General features: G+C 41.1%; 19 protein-coding genes, 7 tRNA genes and 1 pseudogene. 16 read left to right on the forward strand and 11 right to left on the reverse strand.

What is annotated here, in order from left to right:
• Positions 1-141 precede the first annotated feature (141 nt).
• Entirely contained in the window at positions 142-1,023 is an 882-nt protein-coding gene (locus PSR9079_RS19435) for a peptidylprolyl isomerase (RefSeq protein ID WP_149982921.1), read from the forward strand.
• 54 nt (positions 1,024-1,077) lie between these two features.
• Here the strand turns inward: PSR9079_RS19435 and queF are convergent, their stop codons facing one another.
• Positions 1,078-1,923 carry an NADPH-dependent 7-cyano-7-deazaguanine reductase QueF gene (queF, locus tag PSR9079_RS19440; RefSeq protein ID WP_149982922.1) on the reverse strand — a complete coding sequence of 282 codons (846 nt, stop codon included), beginning with the start codon at positions 1,921-1,923 and terminating at the stop codon, positions 1,078-1,080.
• A gap of 59 nt (positions 1,924-1,982) precedes the next feature.
• On the opposite strand from queF, the gene syd reads away from it, so the two are divergent.
• Positions 1,983-2,522, forward strand: a complete 540-nt coding sequence (syd, locus tag PSR9079_RS19445) for a SecY-interacting protein (RefSeq protein ID WP_149982923.1) — start codon at positions 1,983-1,985, stop codon at positions 2,520-2,522.
• 39 nt (positions 2,523-2,561) lie between these two features.
• On the opposite strand, the gene PSR9079_RS19450 is transcribed toward syd, so the two are convergent.
• The 3 genes from PSR9079_RS19450 to PSR9079_RS19460 form a co-directional block, all read right to left on the reverse strand.
• On the reverse strand, positions 2,562-3,335 hold the full coding sequence (locus tag PSR9079_RS19450) for a Zn-ribbon-containing protein (RefSeq protein ID WP_149982924.1): 774 nt from the start codon (positions 3,333-3,335) through the stop codon (positions 2,562-2,564).
• Positions 3,336-3,352: 17 nt separating this feature from the next.
• Positions 3,353-3,616 (reverse strand): hypothetical protein, encoded by a 264-nt coding sequence (locus PSR9079_RS19455; RefSeq protein WP_149982925.1) that lies wholly within the window; start codon positions 3,614-3,616, stop codon positions 3,353-3,355.
• Between the two features lie 89 nt (positions 3,617-3,705).
• Positions 3,706-3,939: a DUF2789 domain-containing protein gene (locus PSR9079_RS19460; RefSeq protein WP_149982926.1), complete on the reverse strand. Its 234-nt coding sequence runs from the start codon at positions 3,937-3,939 to the stop codon at positions 3,706-3,708.
• Between the two features lie 145 nt (positions 3,940-4,084).
• Between PSR9079_RS19460 and PSR9079_RS19465 the strand changes: the two genes are divergently transcribed.
• Positions 4,085-4,726 (forward strand): GNAT family protein, encoded by a 642-nt coding sequence (locus PSR9079_RS19465; protein WP_149982927.1) that lies wholly within the window; start codon positions 4,085-4,087, stop codon positions 4,724-4,726.
• A gap of 722 nt (positions 4,727-5,448) precedes the next feature.
• On the opposite strand, the gene PSR9079_RS19470 is transcribed toward PSR9079_RS19465, so the two are convergent.
• Entirely contained in the window at positions 5,449-5,748 is a 300-nt protein-coding gene (locus PSR9079_RS19470; protein ID WP_145241637.1) for a DUF3301 domain-containing protein, read from the reverse strand.
• On the reverse strand, positions 5,749-6,777 hold the full coding sequence (locus tag PSR9079_RS19475; RefSeq protein ID WP_149982928.1) for a DUF3549 family protein: 1,029 nt from the start codon (positions 6,775-6,777) through the stop codon (positions 5,749-5,751).
• A gap of 104 nt (positions 6,778-6,881) precedes the next feature.
• Here PSR9079_RS19475 and PSR9079_RS24075 point away from each other — a divergent pair.
• The 3 genes and pseudogenes from PSR9079_RS24075 to PSR9079_RS19485 all read left to right on the forward strand — a co-directional run.
• Positions 6,882-7,169, forward strand: a pseudogene (locus PSR9079_RS24075) (YqcC family protein); the annotation flags it as partial.
• A 30-nt stretch (positions 7,170-7,199) separates the two neighbouring features.
• Complete coding sequence (gene truC, locus PSR9079_RS19480; protein ID WP_246175618.1) at positions 7,200-7,964, forward strand: tRNA pseudouridine(65) synthase TruC; 765 nt, start codon at positions 7,200-7,202, stop codon at positions 7,962-7,964.
• A complete protein-coding gene (locus PSR9079_RS19485; protein WP_149982930.1) occupies positions 7,964-8,413 on the forward strand; it encodes a flavodoxin in 450 nt (149 codons plus the stop codon). The genes truC and PSR9079_RS19485 overlap by 1 nt, the downstream gene beginning before the upstream one ends.
• Positions 8,414-8,463: 50 nt before the next feature.
• Here the strand turns inward: PSR9079_RS19485 and PSR9079_RS19490 are convergent, their stop codons facing one another.
• Together PSR9079_RS19490 and gloB are read right to left on the reverse strand one after the other, a co-directional pair.
• Positions 8,464-10,047, reverse strand: coding sequence for a lytic transglycosylase (locus PSR9079_RS19490; protein ID WP_149982931.1), 1,584 nt, complete (start codon positions 10,045-10,047; stop codon positions 8,464-8,466).
• A 136-nt stretch (positions 10,048-10,183) separates the two neighbouring features.
• Positions 10,184-10,969, reverse strand: a complete 786-nt coding sequence (gloB, locus tag PSR9079_RS19495; RefSeq protein ID WP_149982932.1) for a hydroxyacylglutathione hydrolase — start codon at positions 10,967-10,969, stop codon at positions 10,184-10,186.
• Positions 10,970-11,021: 52 nt separating this feature from the next.
• Here gloB and PSR9079_RS19500 point away from each other — a divergent pair, with 52 nt between their 5' ends.
• Positions 11,022-11,780, forward strand: a complete 759-nt coding sequence (locus tag PSR9079_RS19500; RefSeq protein ID WP_145241649.1) for a class I SAM-dependent methyltransferase — start codon at positions 11,022-11,024, stop codon at positions 11,778-11,780.
• Here the strand turns inward: PSR9079_RS19500 and PSR9079_RS19505 are convergent.
• Positions 11,751-12,614: an MBL fold metallo-hydrolase gene (locus PSR9079_RS19505; RefSeq protein WP_149982933.1), complete on the reverse strand. Its 864-nt coding sequence runs from the start codon at positions 12,612-12,614 to the stop codon at positions 11,751-11,753. The genes PSR9079_RS19500 and PSR9079_RS19505 overlap by 30 nt on opposite strands.
• 85 nt (positions 12,615-12,699) lie before the next feature.
• Positions 12,700-13,167, reverse strand: a complete 468-nt coding sequence (gene rnhA / locus PSR9079_RS19510; protein WP_145241653.1) for a ribonuclease HI — start codon at positions 13,165-13,167, stop codon at positions 12,700-12,702.
• A gap of 68 nt (positions 13,168-13,235) precedes the next feature.
• Here rnhA and dnaQ point away from each other — a divergent pair, with 68 nt between their 5' ends.
• From dnaQ to PSR9079_RS19555, 9 genes are all read left to right on the forward strand, one after another.
• Positions 13,236-13,949: a DNA polymerase III subunit epsilon gene (dnaQ, locus tag PSR9079_RS19515; protein WP_149982934.1), complete on the forward strand. Its 714-nt coding sequence runs from the start codon at positions 13,236-13,238 to the stop codon at positions 13,947-13,949.
• 8 nt (positions 13,950-13,957) lie between these two features.
• On the forward strand, positions 13,958-15,334 hold the full coding sequence (locus PSR9079_RS19520; RefSeq protein ID WP_149982935.1) for a TIGR03503 family protein: 1,377 nt from the start codon (positions 13,958-13,960) through the stop codon (positions 15,332-15,334).
• A 98-nt stretch (positions 15,335-15,432) separates the two neighbouring features.
• Positions 15,433-15,509: transfer RNA gene (locus PSR9079_RS19525), tRNA-Asp, on the forward strand.
• Between the two features lie 27 nt (positions 15,510-15,536).
• Positions 15,537-15,613: transfer RNA gene (locus PSR9079_RS19530), tRNA-Asp, on the forward strand.
• Positions 15,614-15,654: 41 nt separating this feature from the next.
• Positions 15,655-15,731: transfer RNA gene (locus PSR9079_RS19535), tRNA-Asp, on the forward strand.
• A gap of 31 nt (positions 15,732-15,762) precedes the next feature.
• Positions 15,763-15,839 (forward strand) — tRNA-Asp (locus PSR9079_RS19540).
• A gap of 38 nt (positions 15,840-15,877) precedes the next feature.
• Positions 15,878-15,954: transfer RNA gene (locus PSR9079_RS19545), tRNA-Asp, on the forward strand.
• 37 nt (positions 15,955-15,991) lie between these two features.
• Positions 15,992-16,068: transfer RNA gene (locus PSR9079_RS19550), tRNA-Asp, on the forward strand.
• Positions 16,069-16,122: 54 nt separating this feature from the next.
• Positions 16,123-16,199 (forward strand) — tRNA-Asp (locus tag PSR9079_RS19555).
• A gap of 166 nt (positions 16,200-16,365) precedes the next feature.
• Here PSR9079_RS19555 and PSR9079_RS19560 read toward each other — a convergent pair.
• The gene (locus tag PSR9079_RS19560; RefSeq protein ID WP_149982936.1) at positions 16,366-18,312 is read right to left on the reverse strand and encodes a S9 family peptidase; all 1,947 of its coding nucleotides are present in this window, start codon (positions 18,310-18,312) and stop codon (positions 16,366-16,368) included.
• Positions 18,313-18,421 lie beyond the last annotated feature (109 nt).

Below are 18,421 nucleotides of genomic sequence, written 5' to 3' on the forward strand. Positions count from 1 at the left end.
TTTAAAAAATCGTCTAATTGTTCAGCTTCGCAATCCCTTATTGCCGCGCAGTGCTCCGATTCAGCAACAACAATTTTGGCTTGATAAAAAAGCCTTAACCCAATAATGTAGCACCACTAATAATAAAAAAAGTTGTGGGATATGTTGAAAAAATCATGCTTAGCTGCGGTTGCGTTAATCTTGAGTCAAACAAGCGTGGCAAACACGGTTGAACAACTAACAGTCAGTGATGTAATGAGTAATGTAAGCGCATCAGAATGGCGAATGGTAGATGCTGATAATATCATTAAAATTACTCTACCTTCGGGCGCGGCGTATATTGAACTTAATCCATTACTTGCACCAAAACACACACAGAATATAAAAAAACTTGCTCGTGAAGGCTTTTATAGAGGTTTGAGTGTTTACCGTTTTGTGGAAGGTTTTGTAGCCCAAGGCGGTGATGCCAGTGGTAAAAAAGTAATTAACACTGCAAGTAAAGCAGTACCTGCTGAGTTTTATTTAGCGACTAAAACGGCACTTAAAATTACCGAACTGGATAGAGAAGATGGTTACGCTGCAATCACGGGGTTTTTAAATGGCTTTGCAGTGGCACAAAATGAAGCGCAAACCCAAACTTGGCAAGTACATTGTAACGGTATATTTGCGATGGCAAGGGATAATGATATTAACAGCGGTGGCACTGAGTTTTATGTCACATTAGGTCATGGACCTCGTTACTTAGATAGAAATATTACCGTATTTGGCCGAGTGCTAGAAGGCATGGCTCATTTTAATCTGCTCTCACGCATAGAAACAGCTGGAGAGAAATTTAATCCAATAACGGATCTGCAAGTTTTAGCTGATATAAGCAAAGAGGACCGCAGTCAATTTAAGGTGCTAAAAACAGATTCTAATAGTTTTAAAATGTTGATTAAAGCGCGTCAAAATCGCAGTGAAACATGGTTTGTAGAAACGCCTAATTATGTTGATGTCTGCGGTATGTCAATACCAACTAAAAGAGTTAGTGAGCTAGAAAGTTAGCGAGTTGAAAATTAACCCCGAGCGGGCTCGGGGTTCTATACAATAAAATGGTTATTATTGGCGGTTTATTTTCACGTTAAATGGTATTGTATCGTGATCTGTGGATCTATATGGGTTGATATCAAGGCCACCACGGCGGGTGTAACGGGCATAAACTTCAAGCTTGGTAATCTTCAATTGCGTGATTAAGTCACAATAAATACGCTCAACACATTGCTCATGAAACTCATTATGAGTACGAAAAGAAATCAAATACCGCAATAAAGACTCTTTACATACTTGCTCACCGGTATAGCGAATAATAATACTCGCCCAGTCAGGTTGTGAGGTGATCAAGCAATTAGATTTTAATAAGTGACTGTGCAGTGTTTCAGTCACTGTATTTGTCGCGACCGCTTGTAAAGAGTTAGCATGTAAATGGTAGTTATCAATTTCAATGTCTAAGTCGTCAATGCACTCACCAGGCAACGGCGTACAGGGTAAACAGTTATAATCACTCGGGCTGTACAAAGTAACATTGACGGGCTTTGATATTGCTGTCGATAGATCCGCAGTTAGAATAGCCTGTACGTCATCAATTGAATCAAAACGGCTTTGATTAAAGCTATTTAAATATAACTTAAAAGACTTTGATTCAATGATATGGCTACTTTGACAAGGAAATTCAAAGGTGGCCACGGCAACCACAGGTTTACCTTTTGCGTTTAACCACGACAGCTCATAGCCAGTCCAAAGATCTTGACCCTTAAAGGGCAAGGCACTTTCATCAATGTTTAAATCATCGCGGTTAAGTTTACGTGCGATCGGAAACAATAAGCTCGGTGTGTAGGTATCTACATACTCGGTTGATTGGCCAAGTACGCTGCCTTTTAGTTCAGGTGAATTGCTGTAATCTGTCATGTTACGTCTTTTATAGTTACAATAGCGCCATTATACCTAAAGCTTATGAGTTTCACAGTATGAGTATTGCTACAGAATTAGAACAACTTCATCAACGATTTGCCCAGCGCCAGTTAGAGCAGACAGATTCATTACCATGTATTGAGCACGACAGTGATTGGTCAAGCCCTTGTGAGGTTGGCAGTGCGGATGCAAATGGTATGATCCAATGGCAGGCGACGCGTCGCAGTCCTACAGGCTCTTTAACTGATTTAGCAGCAGCCCTTGAGGTTGAATTTCCAGAAGCACTGAATGAGTATTATGGCGCGTTTTTCGCAGGAGCAATTACTGCCAAAATAAACCAACATAGCGTGGAGTTACTGCAAGCTTGGAATGAAGATGACTTTGATTTACTGCAGCAAAATATAACCGGGCATGTATTGATGAAGCGTAAGCTTAAGCAAGAGCCAACGGTATTTATAGGCTTAACGGATCAAGACGATTTATTAGTATCAGTATTAATTTCTTCAGGTGAAGTATGTTTGGAGTATGTCGGAAAGAAACCGCATCATACCTTAGCGGCTAATCTTGGAGAGTTTATTGCAGCACTTGAAATATAACAATGCTAAAAAAGGGAACTGCAGTTCCCTTTTGTTTTATTACTGAAAATCCCACGATATATTAGACACTAAACCACATGGTTCACATCTAAAATCAAATAAGCCAAACCATGATTCAGGTAACTTCCACTCGTTATTACAGCCTGGGCATTTACGTTCAAGCTCAGATGCTTTGTCTTTGCCACCAACCCGATACAAATAATAATAAACTGGCTTTTTAGTTAAAAAGCTAACACGTTTGGCAATATCTTTACCGCGACGAGAAAGATCGCTATCAATGTTTGATATTTCATCTAATGCAGGAAATTCACAACGCGTTGCACCATTAATTTGAATTTGGTCGCAAGCTTGCCAGTCTTCTTGCCATTTTATTAAAGTTTTATAATCACCATTGGCAATCGCGGGTATTTTAAACAACGGAACGGGTAAAAAATCATCACCGCAATACAGCGGACTACATGTATGCACATAGGTTGTATATAAAATATAGCTGGACGGCTCATGACACTCATCTGCACCATTAGAGTGAATATCTTGCCCGATCACTTTTACTTTTGGTGCCAGCAATCCAGCACTATGTAATTTATCAATGCTGTGTTTTACAAATGGACTGTTGTTGAGCGGGTGCATTGCATCATCAGTGGGACACATAACACGCGTTACAAAGTAGCCATCTTTTAATACTGTTGGGAATTCTTCTCCCATTATTTGCCCATTAAAGCGCAGTGCATTAACTAAGCGGTTTATCGCTTGTTCGGCATTTTCAAGGGTCGTATCTTGGTAACAATCAAACGTTAAATCAACAACAAACATGATGGATCTCTAATTTATTATTTTTCAAGTAGTGCCAGTAAGCGGTCTAGTTTTGCTTCGATGCGATCAAGTTGACTAGAGTTGTCTACAGTCTCACTTTTTTGCTGAGGTTGTTTTGCTAAATTATGGATAGAATCAGGGTTATTTTTATATTGGCTAACAGCAGCAATAATAACAGGCAATGGAATAGGTTGTGTCAGTTTACTTTTAGTTAAAGCTACAGTAGGAATTTTGCCTTCATCAAGAAGGGCTTTAATTGCATCAAAAACAACAGCATTCATTCGATTTTTAAACTCTTTAAAGTAAGGCATAGCACTAACATGTGCTGCGCCGGGTATAATAACAGGTGGTTGGCCGTAGCCAAATACTTTTACTGCTGACGTAAACGTACATCCAGTTCGTCAATCACTTCACTCCAATCACCATCTTCTGCTAATGATTCAGCAATAAAATGTTGTTGTGCTTGATCCCAAAAAGGGGCGTCTTGTAATAATGTTGTGGCAGGTAATGAATGAGCAGCAATGAAAGTGTCAATTTCAGTCTCTGAGCTTGGTAAGCCGAGTTGTTTGAATAATGTATTGATATCGTGTTTAGTGGTATCCATGTCATGCTCCTTGATGGTAACAGTTATAGGACTTTATGATGGGTTGTTAGAGTTTAACACCCGCTGAATTTGCCTTTTAACGCAGATAGGAATATACCTATAGTTGTTGATGTACAAAAAATCAAAATAATAAAAAGGACTAGCTATGACAGTTGAGACTGAAAATGAGACATTTCGAGTTCAATATATCGCTGCAGAAGACATCAGTATTGCTGCGAGCTTAATCTATCAAGCTTATCATGATGATCCGCTATTGCAACCAATGCTCAATTATAGTGAGGCGAATAAAGCCGCTTATGAAAAAAAATTACGTGCTCTGATCCGTGAAGAGCTCAGTACTTTTTGGCAAGAAAAACAGCCGCTGATTGGTTTATATAAAAATGATCGTTTAAAAGCGGTTGCGTGTGTATTCGAATCATCAAGTCAGCTGCAAGCACAGCGCTATTGGCACTGGCGTTTAAAGTTAATGCTTAGTGCTGGCTATTTACAAACAAATCAATTAATTGAAAAAGAGCAAACGATCCGTAATGCGCTCGCAGCACAAGGAAACTACTATTTTTTAGCCTTTATTGCAGTTGATCCTCATTTTCATGGTGAAGGCCTCGGCCGTCATCTACTACGTGGCTTGAATGATTTAGTTAGCGGTAATCCAGCTGCATCGGGTATGGCTGTATTTGTAACCCAAGAGAAACATACCGCGTTTTTTGCCAGTGAAGGTTTTGTGCACTTACAACAACTGACTTTTAACAATGTACAAGGTGAACTGCTATTTAAATCAGCTCAATAGCATTGATTTAAGATAAAGCGCCATAATGGAAATGTCACTGTGAGAGATATCTTACATTATCGTGCGCTTAAGCCTTTTATATCGCTGTGATCATGATTGATTTCATCGTAACAAACTGTTTTATAGTAAAAAAATTGTTTTTGCAAATTTGTTACATGAAAATTATTATTATTTATAACTACCGCTGAGTCCACTTTGCTTTAAACTTTACTTTGTCAAGACGACACAGACTCAATGAATGAGCTGCTGCCAAGGAAACGGATTATGGCAATTAAGCAAGATGCTTAGCAGGAAGCAAATGGACAAGTTAACACGGATGCAAGGATGAGTTAGGACACTGCGAGGATGCAGTACATTAGCGGAGCTAATGATAAGGATAGCCCAAAGGATTATATTACAGGAAGTAATAGGAGCGTTTGGAAACGCAGGACGGCCAGGTAGGCAAAGAGGATAACACTAGGATGTGTAGGATATTGCATAGATGCAATGTGAGGGTGTATTTGGATATATACCCGTTCAGGGGATAGATAAAAATGGTAGCTTCGGCGTAGGTATGGATGCCTTATTATGGACGAAGTCAGATTGGGGCGTAACTATATGTTACGCCTTAGTTTTTTATAGTTAACGTGAAATGATTAAATATCAGTGTGCGCTGCAAACTCGCTAACTCGCTAACTCGCAAACTTGCTAACTCACTAACTCACTAACTCACTAACTCACTACTAAATCTTATGCGGCGGCACTAAAACGCTTTTCAGCATTTCATTTTCCATAAATAACACCCCTTGATAAACGCTTTCACCATCACTGGAAAATTCAAAAATAAACTCGCTTTTGATACCAGGTTTGCCGCTTTTTAAAAGGCCAAAGCGGCGTTTAGTGCAGGCGACACTCATTAATTGCACTTGTAGCTGGTCGCTTTGACGTTTTGCGTGTGCGTTGGCAGCTTCAGCAACTTTACGATTAAGCCAAAAAAGATAAATTACACCACCAATGATAATGAATGTCCATAAACTTGCCATTTACGAGAATAACCTTCCAATTGCTCGCGCGAGAGTTTCGCTGCGATTTTCTTTACGAAGTAAACCTAATAAGTGTGGTCGAATACTCGGTATTGCAACTAAGTCAGCAAAAATACTTGGGAAAAGCTCTTCAATTTGCTGATGATGGGCGCAATTGTCCATAAAAATATGTAACCGCTCAGGATCAGTGAGCAAGTTAAAACAACGTCCAGCTATGGTCAGTAAAACATCCGATTCTGTGGCAATTTCTGAATCTAAAATAGTATCCACTAATTGTGCCGTAAGTGTTTGCGCTTGTGCTTTTGACATTGCACGTAGGGCACAACACAGTGCTAAGGTATCTTTTTGCGCAATGGCTTGCTGGGCGTAGCTTAACAATTGTTGACTAAATACCGGCGGTATTTCAACATGTTCAAGCATTGCGCTGAGCGGTTGTAATACTTCAGCTGGCACTTGCTCCCACGCTTGTTGTAATGACGCTAGATTTTTATCGCTATCTAAGCGTAATGCAAAATCAGCAATCCCCTGTACTGCAACACTTTGCCAATTATCAAACCCTAGTTTGCCACTAAAATACAGTTGGGTGTACTCATAATATTGTGAGGCAGGTTGTTTTAATAACACTTTTAACTGTGCATTAAATGCAGCTAGTTTATTTGCGTTAGGTGTAAACACATACGGGTTATTATCAAGTTTCCCGTCAGCTTGCTCGCCGGTCAAATCATTGCCAAGTGCTTCTATCACCATATTGGCAAAGTGATCGCGACTGGCGCATACCAGTTTGCTTTGCTCATCAACTGGAAACTTTAAAAACCACACGTAGGGCTCGCTACTGGCTTTGCGATCCCAAAACTGAATAGCTAACCATGCATGGCCTGCGAGCGGAAAAGGATAGGGGATCTGTGCTTGCTCAATGGCTAAAAATTGCTTTTTATCTAGCTTGGTAATATGTCTGCCAATATCAAAAACGCGCCAATTTGTGCCTGCGCCATCAAGTAATTGCCCTAAGGTTGCGATCTGCTCGGTCATAATTATCCACTGATTTTTTACTGCAAAATTCGTTAAATTATACGCCATAGCAGGCCATGTTGGAACAGGGTATAATCAAGCAATGATAATCAACAAGGGTGGTTATGTACCAACAGACCCAAACTTACTTAACGCAACTCGAAGACTTATTAAAACAGCATCAACTTTGGCAAAATACTCCAATTGATCCGCAAGCGTTAAACTCAACAGTGCCATTTTGTCACGATACTATGGCGTTTGAGCAGTGGTTACAATTTGTATTTATTGAAAAAATGCAAATGTTAGTCGCTCAACAGCAGCCGTTACCGAGTAATTTTGCCATCGCGCCAATGGCTGAACTCATGTTAGCGCAAAAAAGTGGTGGTGCAGCTGTGATGCAATTATTAGCTCAGCTTGATAAGTTATTAGGAAGAGAAGTAATAGTGAATGAACGTCCAGCCCCCGTTGAGTTTGGCGAGCTTGAAATTTTGTACCGTGATGAAAACTATATCGCAATTAATAAGCCTTCGGGTTTATTAGTACACCGATCATTTTTAGATAAACACGAAACACAATTTGCGATGCAGATGTTGCGCGATCAAATTGGCCAGCATGTGTTCCCTGTGCATCGTTTAGATAGGCCAACATCAGGTGTGTTACTGTTTGCATTGAGCTCTGAAGCTGCACGGGACATTAATCAGTTATTTATTGATAATCAAATCTCGAAACGTTATCTCGCGTTAGTGCGTGGTTTTGCGCCTGAGTCGGTGTTTTTAGATAAACCACTGAAAGAACAGCTGGATAAAATTGCGGATAAGTTTGCTGATCAAAATAAAGCCCCACAAGAGGCACAAACTCAGTTTAACTGCTTGCAGCAAGCAACGTTACCGATACCAATTGATAAATACCCAACAGTGCGCTATTCGCTGGTGGAGTGCTTTCCTAAAACTGGTCGTAAGCATCAAATCCGCCGTCACTTAAAACATTTATCACTGCCTATTATTGGTGATGTTAATCATGGTGATAATCAGCATAACCAATTTTTTAGAGAGCATTTTGCATTACGTCGATTAATGTTATTTGCAACTGAGCTTAATTTTGTGCACCCTTATACTCAACAACAAATCAATATTAAAGCGCCGCTAGGTGAAGCAATGCTCACTATTTGTCAACAGCTTGGCTGGCCACATCAAGAGAAGGATTATTAATGGCAACTATTAGCATATTTGTAGGCAGTGTTTATGGTGGTGCCGAGCGTTTAAGTGACGACGTTATTGACGCAATAGAACAAGCAGGGCACAGCGTAAATTTAGTTGATCAACCAACCATTGCAGATATTCAGCAAGCCACACATATTTTAGTGATCACCTCGACCACCGGACAAGGTGATATTCCTGACAACCTTGCTGGTTTTTTTAACGAGTTGAATAGCACTTTTCCTATGTTAACTGCTAAGCCATACGGTATTATCGCCATGGGCGACCGAAGTTATGGTGATACGTTTTGTGGCGCAGGGCGAAGTTTTGATGAGTTATTTCGTGACTTACAAGCACAACCCATCGGTCATCGTTTAGAAATCGATGCCTGTGAAGATTTTGAACCTTGGCCAGTAACTCAGCCATGGCTCCAAGAGTGGTTAGCTAAGTTACCTCAGTAGATAATAAAAAAGAGCGAAAACGCTCTTTTTTATTATCTGTATTACTTCGTTTAGGTGCTTTTCACATCCACTTTAAGCTTTAACTTTTGTCCTGGTTGTAAGTATTTTTGTCCTGATAAGTCATTCCATTTGATAATATCGTTGACTGTTAAATTAAACTTCGCTGCGATGCGAGCCAGAGAGTCACCACGGCGAACTTTATAGGTGATTGTTCGATTGGTACTGGCTAACGCCGCCTGAGGGGTCTTAGGGCTCTGATAAACCGTTAACTTTTGTCCTAAACGTAACACACTATTCTTTTTAAGTTTATTCCAGCTAGCGAGTTCATTAATGGTTACATCGTACTCTCGGCTTATATCCCATAAAGTATCGCCATTTTTAACCGTATGCGAGAGCTTCTTTTGACTATTGTTATTCACCGCCATACGCATTTGCTTTGGTAAGTGTTTGCTATTGATTGCGCCATCGCTTAACGGCACTAATAATTGCTGACCAATACGAATGGTATTTGACTTTAGTTTATTGAGTGATTTGATAGCACTGGTGCTGGTGGCAAACTTTTTCGCAATCACCGATAAACTGTCACCGCTTGCGACAATATATTGTTGCCAACGCAGACGATCTTTCATCGCTGTTTTAGCTAATAATTGTTGAAACTGCTCAACTTTATCTGTTGGTAATAATAAAAAGTGAGGACCATTTGGATCCGTTGCCCAGCGATTAAAACCTGGATTTAAACGATATAATTCAGTCAGGCTAATATCAGCCATATCCGCGGCCAGTGCTAAATCAATTTGTGAACCTACATCAACCGCTTCAACAACTTGTGCATTGATAATCGGGTTCCACTTTATCCCAAAGTCATCTTGGCGTTTTAATAAGTCTGATAATGCTAATAGTTTTGGTACGTAGGTGGTGGTTTCACTGGGTAAATCAAGAGACCAAAAATCAGTAGGCAAGTGCTTTTTACGGTTCTTTTTTATGGCGCGTAATAAACGCCCTTCACCTGAGTTATAGGCCGCGATGGCGTTGAGCCAATCACCCTCTAAGGTTTTATGTAAATAAGATAGATAATCAAGCGCCGCACGGGTTGATTGTACAATGTCACGACGACCGTCGTACCACCAGTTTTGCTTTAAATCAAAACGCTCACCAGTTTGTGGCATAAATTGCCAAATACCTGATGCACTGCGGTATGAGTAGCCAAATGGATCAAAGGCACTTTCAACAATCGGCAGCAATGCAATTTCGATTGGCATATCGCGTTTTTCAATTTCTTCTACAATAAAATGTAGATAAGGCTCAGCACGTTTTGAAATACGGTCTAAATAAGCTTGGTGTCTTGCGTAGTAATTACGCTCAGTGACGACAGGGCGATTTTGCGGGACTTCAATCGATAGTTGATAACGAATACGCTCCCATACATCATCAAAAATAGGTGCTTCATCTACATCATTTACTTGGTGATATTGCGCATTGATCATCAACGCTTCGCTAATATCATTTGGGCTTGCGCCTTCAAGTTGCGATTGTTCTGGGTGATTAGCAACTAGGTCATCAGGTTGTGTTGATGTTAATGTTTGACATCCACTTAGCACTAGTGCTAAGGCTAAAACAAGGGGGGATTTATTCATAAATACCAATGCATCAGGTAAAAAACTCGGCGAATACTACCTGTAATGAGATAACATTGCCACTTTTTGACTATCTAAAATCGTAATAATCAACTATCTAAAAATTTAATTGCTTGATTATTATAAGATTGTTTTTTTAAAAATGGTCTTTCCAGATTCTAAGACCTGCAAAGTTTTGCCAAGGTTCATTATTTTGTAAGGTGTTTTTTGTACTCGGATTATATGTTTCAGGTAAGCGCTTTAGTATTCCAGTAATATCAGTTCGCATAAATGGGTTTATTTTTAGCTCTAATGCGAGTGTACTTGGTAAGGTAATTTGATTATTTTGACGCTGAATATCTACCCACTGTGCGTACTCAATTAAATCGCGGTTGCTAGGTTCCACCGCCAACGCAAAAGCTAAATTTGACTGCGTGTATTCATGGGTACAATAAATTTCACATTCAGGCGGTAATTTTTTTAATTTATCAAAAGAGTGCTGCATTTGCTCAGCGGTTCCTTCAAATAAACGCCCACAGCCACCGCTAAATAAAGTATCACCTGTAAAAGCAAGCACAGGATTAGTGTAACAAATATGATCTAAGGTATGTCCAGGTGTTGTTATGATGGTAAATTCCGTACCAAGTACGGTTATCTTATCCGCGTCCATTAATGGTTTTGTGATCCCTTTAAATGGACTATTGTGTGGGCCGTATACATCAATACCCGCAAATTTTTCACATAAAGCGGCTACGCCATCAGTATGATCATAATGATGATGGGTAACTAAAATACCCGCTAAGGTCAAACCTGCTTGGTTTAAATAAGTTAACACTGGTTCAGCTTGACCTGGGTCAACTACCCATGCTTGCGAACTTGTAGGGTCGCTAAGGCACCAAATGTAATTATCAGAAAAGGCTTTAATTGCTTTGACTTGCACCATGTGACATTGCTCTATAAAGTGACGATATCAAACAGTATAACGAGCTCAGCGTATGAAACCAGCCCTTAGTTTTCAAGAAGGACCCAAACCACTGTCGTGGCAAGAGTTTCCTCATGGTGACTATTTACGTAGTGATATAGAACGTAAAATGGCCAAGTGGTTACCGCGAATGTTTGGCTATCACATGTTAAAACTCGGTAATCTCAGTGGCGAACTTAATACCAGTAAAAGTACCATTAAACACCAAGTCTGCGTAGCAGAGTCAGGACCATTTACAGGTGTTGTTGCCGATATAGATGAACTCCCTTTTTACGAGCACAGTGTTGATGCCTGTATATTAAGCCATTGCTTAGAGTATCACACCGATCCGCATCATATATTACGTGAAGCACACCGCACCTTAATACCAGGTGGCTATATGGTGATCACCGGGTTTAACCCATTTAGTTTATGTGGACTGGCGCAATTGTTGCCCTTTAGCGGTCAAAAGTTGCCATGGACGGGACGCTTTTTCACTCCCGCACGAGTAAAAGATTGGCTTAACCTATTAGGTTTTGAAATAGTCAGTGATGAACGTTTTATTTATTCGTCATTAGCACGAGGCAACCGTTTATCGCGGTTTGCGCCATGGCGACGTTTTACCAAGCAATATCTAAAACCCATGGGAAGTGTGTATATGTTGGTCGCTCGTAAACGAGTTGCGCCTTTGACACCCATAAAGCCTAAATGGCACGCTCGTCCACAGTTTGCTCCAGTAAAAGGAGCTGGTTTACGGCAAACCTCAAAGCAACACTGTGAGCGGAAGCGTTAAATAACGCTGACTGTTTTGCTGTGCTTTTGGTAATTGGCCTGCGCGAATATTCATTTGTATTGCTGGGTGCAATAATTTAGGTGCACTGAGTGTTGCATCACGGGCGCTACGGGTTGTTATGTAATCTTGCTCAGAGGCTTGTAGATGAATATTACTGGTGCGCTGCTCGAGTACCGATGTTTTGTTGGCAAGCGGGCGATCACCCGGCTGATAGTCGTGGCACATCCATAAAATAGTTTCATCGGGCAGGGCTAAAATACGTTGCAGTGACTGATAAAGCGTTTTGGCACTGCCACCTGGGAAATCACAGCGTGCAGTACCGCTATCGGGCATAAAAAATGTGTCACCAACAAACAAGTTGCCTTCAATTAAATAACACACACTGTCTGGAGTATGACCTGGTGTCGCTAATACAGTAACCTTGTGTGCGCCCAGTGCAAAATGCTCGTTATCAGTAAATAGCTGTTCAAATGGGCTGCCATCACATGGCATATCAATATTATACAGGCGGCTAAAATGCTCCTGCACTTGTATTATTTTTTTACCGGTTGCTAACTTGCAAGGATGATATGTCGCAAGTTGCTGCTTTATATAACTGGCGGCAGTAATGTGATCTGCATGGGCGTGGCTTTCTAAAACCCACTCAAGAATAAGTTGGTTATCGTTTATATGGGCAATGATCTCGTCGGCGGTTTGAAAACTTAACGTACCGCTAGCAGCATCAAAGTCAGCAGGGACATCGATCAACATGGCAGATTTAGTGGTTTGGCAAGACACTAAATAAGTAAAGGTAGCACTTTGCTGATGAAAAAAAGACTCGATCGAGATTGCCATTTAACAACTCCATTATTTAATATATCCAAATCTTATATCATATAACTAAGTTGTTAAATGGTTTATGATGAATTACCTACTAATATTATTCAGGGTTGTAACCTTCATCGACTAATAAATCTTTACTGCCAGCGGCATCACGCGCCAAATCATCAACAATTTCATTGTATTTATTGCCGCTATGACCTTTTACCCACTTCCAAGTCACATTATGACGGGCGCAGGCTGCATCAAGACGCTGCCATAAATCGACATTTTTAACTGGTTTTTTAGCAGCCGTTTTCCAGCCTCGCTTCTTCCAGTTAGCAAGCCATGATTCAATACCTTGTTTCACGTATTGGCTGTCGGTGGTGAGATTTATCTCACACGGGCGGTTTAAACTCTCAAGAGCAACAATTGCTGCGAGCATTTCCATTCGATTATTGGTGGTGAGGGTATAGCCTTGGCTTAATTTTTTTTCGTGGTCATTATAAAACATAAAAATACCATAACCGCCGGGGCCCGGATTACCTAAACATGAGCCATCGGTGTAAATCTCTACGGTTTTTTGCACTGTTTTCCCTTGATCTTATGTACAATAAAGTGATTATAGAAAGATACCAGAGTCAGGCTAAATTCGATATGGCACGTAGACAAATAGTTTTAGATACAGAAACCACCGGCATCGACCCTAAACAAGGGCATCGTATTATTGAAATTGGCTGTGTGGAATTAGTGAATCGTCGTTTAACCGGCAATAACTTTCACGTTTATATCAACCCACAGCGCAAAAGTGACGAAGAAGCCATTGATGTTCATGGTATCACTAATGAGTTTTTACGTGATAAACCGTTATTCCATCAAATAGCTCAAGAGTTTCTCGACTATATTAAAGGGGCGGAGCTGGTAATTCATAATGCGCCGTTCGATGTCGGTCATATGGATAATGAATTTGCGTTGCTCAATCAAGGTTACCAAAAAACCCATGATTACTGCCAAGTTCTCGACACCCTCAAAATGGCGCGTGACTTGCATCCAGGACAGAAGAATAACTTAGATGCGTTATGCCGGCGTTATGATGTAGATAACGCTAAGCGTACCTTACACGGCGCACTACTGGATTCTGAGATCTTAGCTGACGTTTATTTAGCGATGACGGGGGGGCAGGTAAAGCTCAATCTTAATCAAAATAAAAATCAAGGCAGTGAGCAACAACAAAAAGAACTGCGTCGTTTAGATTCAAACCGTCCACCGCTGGTGGTCTTACAAGCCAATAATGATGAGCAACTCGCTCACGAAGAGCGATTAAATATAGTCAACGAAGCCGGTGGTCAATGTATATGGCGCGCCGAATAAGGCAAAACATGAGAAGCATAATGTTAGTTGTGTGTTTGGTTATGATGTTACCAAACACCAGCAGTGCAACAAATGAAGATAAAATAACCTTACTGCAGCGCGATGGGCGGCAAAATGAAATTCCTTTACTGGAAAATCGTTTTCGTATTGATTATAAAGTTGACGAAATCACCTTATTATTTTTTCGCAAGCCCGGTGCACCAGCAGTGGTATTGGTAAAACCCGATGGCAGTAAATATTATGCAACCTCGGCGAGAAAAGATGACAACCTACAATGGTTTGATGAGCTAAGTTATGATCTGATTACTATTAAGCAGCCAATGCCTGGGCCTTGGCAGGTCGTTGGTAGTATTTTGCCGAAAAGCCGGATTGTGGTGTTAGGAGAAGTAGAATTACAAGCCGAACCATTACCCCCATTACTGTTTCGTGGCGAAACAGTTAAAATTACAGGGCAAATACTAAATGATGGTGAGCCGATTCAAGTGGGCTTGTTTCGGGATGTGGTCAGTTTAAATGTTGACTTTATTAGCACCAATAACAGTGACTTTGCAAACTTTGGCGCTGGCACTCAGAATGTTGCTGAATTTAAAGACGATGGCCGTGGTTTCGATGAGCGCCCTAAAGATGGTATTTTTACCGGTGAATTTAAATTAGTTTTCCCAGCCGGACAATGGCGACCAGAGCTATATATTGAAACCCCATTATTAAAGCGCACCGTGGTGCAAGATCTTATCGAAGTTAAAGAACCCCCCTTTAGTTATGAAATCGCCTTAGCCGAAGATGACCTGCAAGAACATCAATTAACCATTACCCTCGATAACCAAATAGTGCAACCAGATACGGTATTGATCCAAGGTAAAATTTATTACCCCAATAATGAAGAGCAAATGTTTACGCTTGATGCTAAAAACAGTTTGACCCGTCAGCTGACGATTAAAAATTATGATTGGGGGCGATACAGTATTGAACTGTCTGTTTTTGGTACTAATGTTAATGGGCGCGAATTTATGGCGACTTTACCGACCTATAAATTTGAAATAGAACGACCAATAGAAGTGGTGCCTGAATTACCAGAACCAATTATTACCCCAGCACAGCAACAAGAAATAGAAAGAGTTGCTAAGGAAGCCGAATCAATGGCAACAATTACATTTATTAGTTTAATTGTTGGCGGGAATTTACTGGTTTTGCTGTTGGGTTGGTTAGCAATTCGTGTATTTGTGCAGAAAAAATCAATCATGCCGAAAATCAACTTACCATTTTTGAAGAAAAAAACAGCAGTTGAAAATGAGCCGCAAAGTAATGAAAAAAAAGAACTCGACAAAAATGGTTCAAAAAGTGATAGATCCGGTGAAATTTTAAACCTTTCGATGTCAGATGACTAAAAAACCTGTAAAAAAACAAAAAAGCCCTTGACGAAGTAGGGGTTGGTTCGTATTATTCACGCCGCTGTCAGGGGAGACTCAGACAGCAACGAAAATGTGGAGTGGTAGTTCAGTTGGTTAGAATACCGGCCTGTCACGCCGGGGGTCGCGGGTTCGAGTCCCGTCCACTCCGCCAATTTTCGACAATTTGTAAGTAGATGCTGGAGTGGTAGTTCAGTTGGTTAGAATACCGGCCTGTCACGCCGGGGGTCGCGGGTTCGAGTCCCGTCCACTCCGCCAACACTTACACAACATATGGTTGTAAAACATATTCTTATTATGGAGTGGTAGTTCAGTTGGTTAGAATACCGGCCTGTCACGCCGGGGGTCGCGGGTTCGAGTCCCGTCCACTCCGCCAATAAGAAAAAATAACAGTTTAAATATGCGCTGGAGTGGTAGTTCAGTTGGTTAGAATACCGGCCTGTCACGCCGGGGGTCGCGGGTTCGAGTCCCGTCCACTCCGCCAACTATTTAAACAATGTTATATTACAAAATTTGTATGCTGGAGTGGTAGTTCAGTTGGTTAGAATACCGGCCTGTCACGCCGGGGGTCGCGGGTTCGAGTCCCGTCCACTCCGCCAACAAATTAAGTAATAACAAGTATAATGATATCTCTGCGGAGTGGTAGTTCAGTTGGTTAGAATACCGGCCTGTCACGCCGGGGGTCGCGGGTTCGAGTCCCGTCCACTCCGCCACTTGATATCAGTAATAAAATTAGTAAGTGCATTACCCCATGCACATACCACTGCGGAGTGGTAGTTCAGTTGGTTAGAATACCGGCCTGTCACGCCGGGGGTCGCGGGTTCGAGTCCCGTCCACTCCGCCACTTGTTATTTCCTCAATAACAAGCTTATAAAATCCTTATATAAATCTTTGCATAAAACACCTTTTTCTATCAGCTACCTTATCTGAACTTGACAAAGTACATAAAAAAACCTGCAATCTTGATCAGAATTACAGGCTTATAATTAAACTTCTAGTCAGCTTTAATATTAGCCTTGTGGGCCAAAGCTTTCTTTTAAGTAGGTATCTAAAAAGTTTAGATACGCGTTGGAGGCACTGATACGGTTTTCTTTTTTGCTAAAACCATGACCTTCATCGTCAAATAATACATATTCGACCGGTACGCCATTGGCTTTCACTGCGGCAACTAACTCATCACTTTCTATCTGTAATACGCGCGGATCGTTGGCGCCTTGGATAACCATTAACGGTTTGGTGATATTCTTAGCATGGAATAGCGGTGAGATTGCACGATGACGCTCGCCGTCCGTTGCAGGGTCGCCCATTTCATCGTACAACGCTTTTTTAAAGCTTTCCCACCACGGTGGAATTGAGTTGAGCGTTCTTACCCAGTTGGTGACACCAAAAATATTAATGCCCACTTTGAATTCTTCAGGCTCAAAAGCAAGCGCTGCTGCGGTCATGAAGCCACCGTAGCTGCCACCTATGATACCGATTTTTTCTGCATCGACCCAATCTAAACTTTGTAAGTGTTTTTTACCGTAAACAATGTCTTGTAAGTCGTCGGTGCCGTGTTTTTTATCATCTAAATGAAAAAAGGTTTTACCATAGCCTGAACTGCCACGGTTATTAACCGCAAAAATAGCATAGCCATGATTGACTAAATGTTGTTGCATTGCACTGTAACCAGTGCGGCTTTGGCCACCTGGGCCACCGTGCACCCAAATTAGCGCTGGCACTTTATTATTGCTACTGGCTTGCTTGGGTTTATAAAGTACGCCGGGTATCTCTAAACCGTCAAAGCTTTTAAAGCGCACTATGGTACTTTCAACTAAATCATTTTGATCTATCTCTTTGCTTAAAGTATTACTTAATTGCTGTGCCTTATCACTACCCACTTGCCAGACAAACAGGTTACTTGGCGAGGTATCTGAATTTAAGTAAAACGCCATGCTTTTTTCATCTGCAGAAAAGTTAACACCACGTAAGTTACCTGCGGGTAACTGAGGCATCGCAATCTCTTTGTCTGACTGGGTATCAATCACCGTGACTTTAGTGCTGGCATCGGCATTGACACCGCTGACTTGATAACGCCCTGATTTAGAAAAATAAATGAAGCTGACATCCCAATTATCTTTTAATACAGGGCTATGCTCCTCTGAGGCCAGCTCATAACGCCACACTTGTGAAAACTCGCCTTTAGCATCCGTTGAGTAGTATAAGTATTTACTATCAACAGAGAAGGTTTCAGGCGTGTATTGAGCTGGTGTATTGTGTTTTGAAATTAGCTGTGGTTTGAGGGTCTTTTTATAGGTATCGAGAATAAATGTGTCGCTGTCTTTATTGGTGTTGTTTTTAGAGAGTGCGATATAGCGGCCATCGGGGCTGATTGCTCCGACATCTAAACCAAGCGTATTTTGATAAACCGGGGTGATTTTATAGGTTTTACTATCAACGCGGTATAAGTCCATAAATTTAGCATCGCGCTGGTTACTAGTAATAAAAAACTCGCTGCTATTTTCTGTAAATCCTGCAAAGCTTGCGCGGGTTTCATCGCCGGGGGTTAAATCTGTTATTGACCCGTCAAGTTCACGGACGTAGACGTGAAAGCGCTCATTGCCGCCAGAATCTTTGGTAAAGAGGACCCTTTCATCATTTGGGAAGTAACGGACAGGGTAGGTGCTATCCTGAAAATTGGTTAAGCGGGTTTTGTTGCCTGTTTTTGCATCTACTTCATACAAGCTGTAAATACCACTTTCATCAGAGCTTACCAGTACTTTATCGCCATTGGGTGAAAAGCTACTGCCCATAATTGCGGTCGTATCAAAGAAGGTTTTAGCATTATAGGTGCTAACTTGCTGAGTTTGCTGCGACTGTACTGTGGTGACGGCTGTTGTTGAGGTTGATTGGCTACAACCGCTCAAGGCAATATTGATTGCACAGGCGAGTGCGGCAAATTGCAATTTTTTGTTCATAGTACATTCCTTGGTTTATTGTTATCTAATCATATTTTTACCGGTTTTAGTGTTGCCCTAACCCTATTTTAACGCAAGTTTTTAGCTGATTTTAACTGCAACAAAGTGT

The organism is Pseudoalteromonas rhizosphaerae, assembly GCF_902498845.1.
Classification (GTDB): domain Bacteria; phylum Pseudomonadota; class Gammaproteobacteria; order Enterobacterales; family Alteromonadaceae; genus Pseudoalteromonas; species Pseudoalteromonas rhizosphaerae.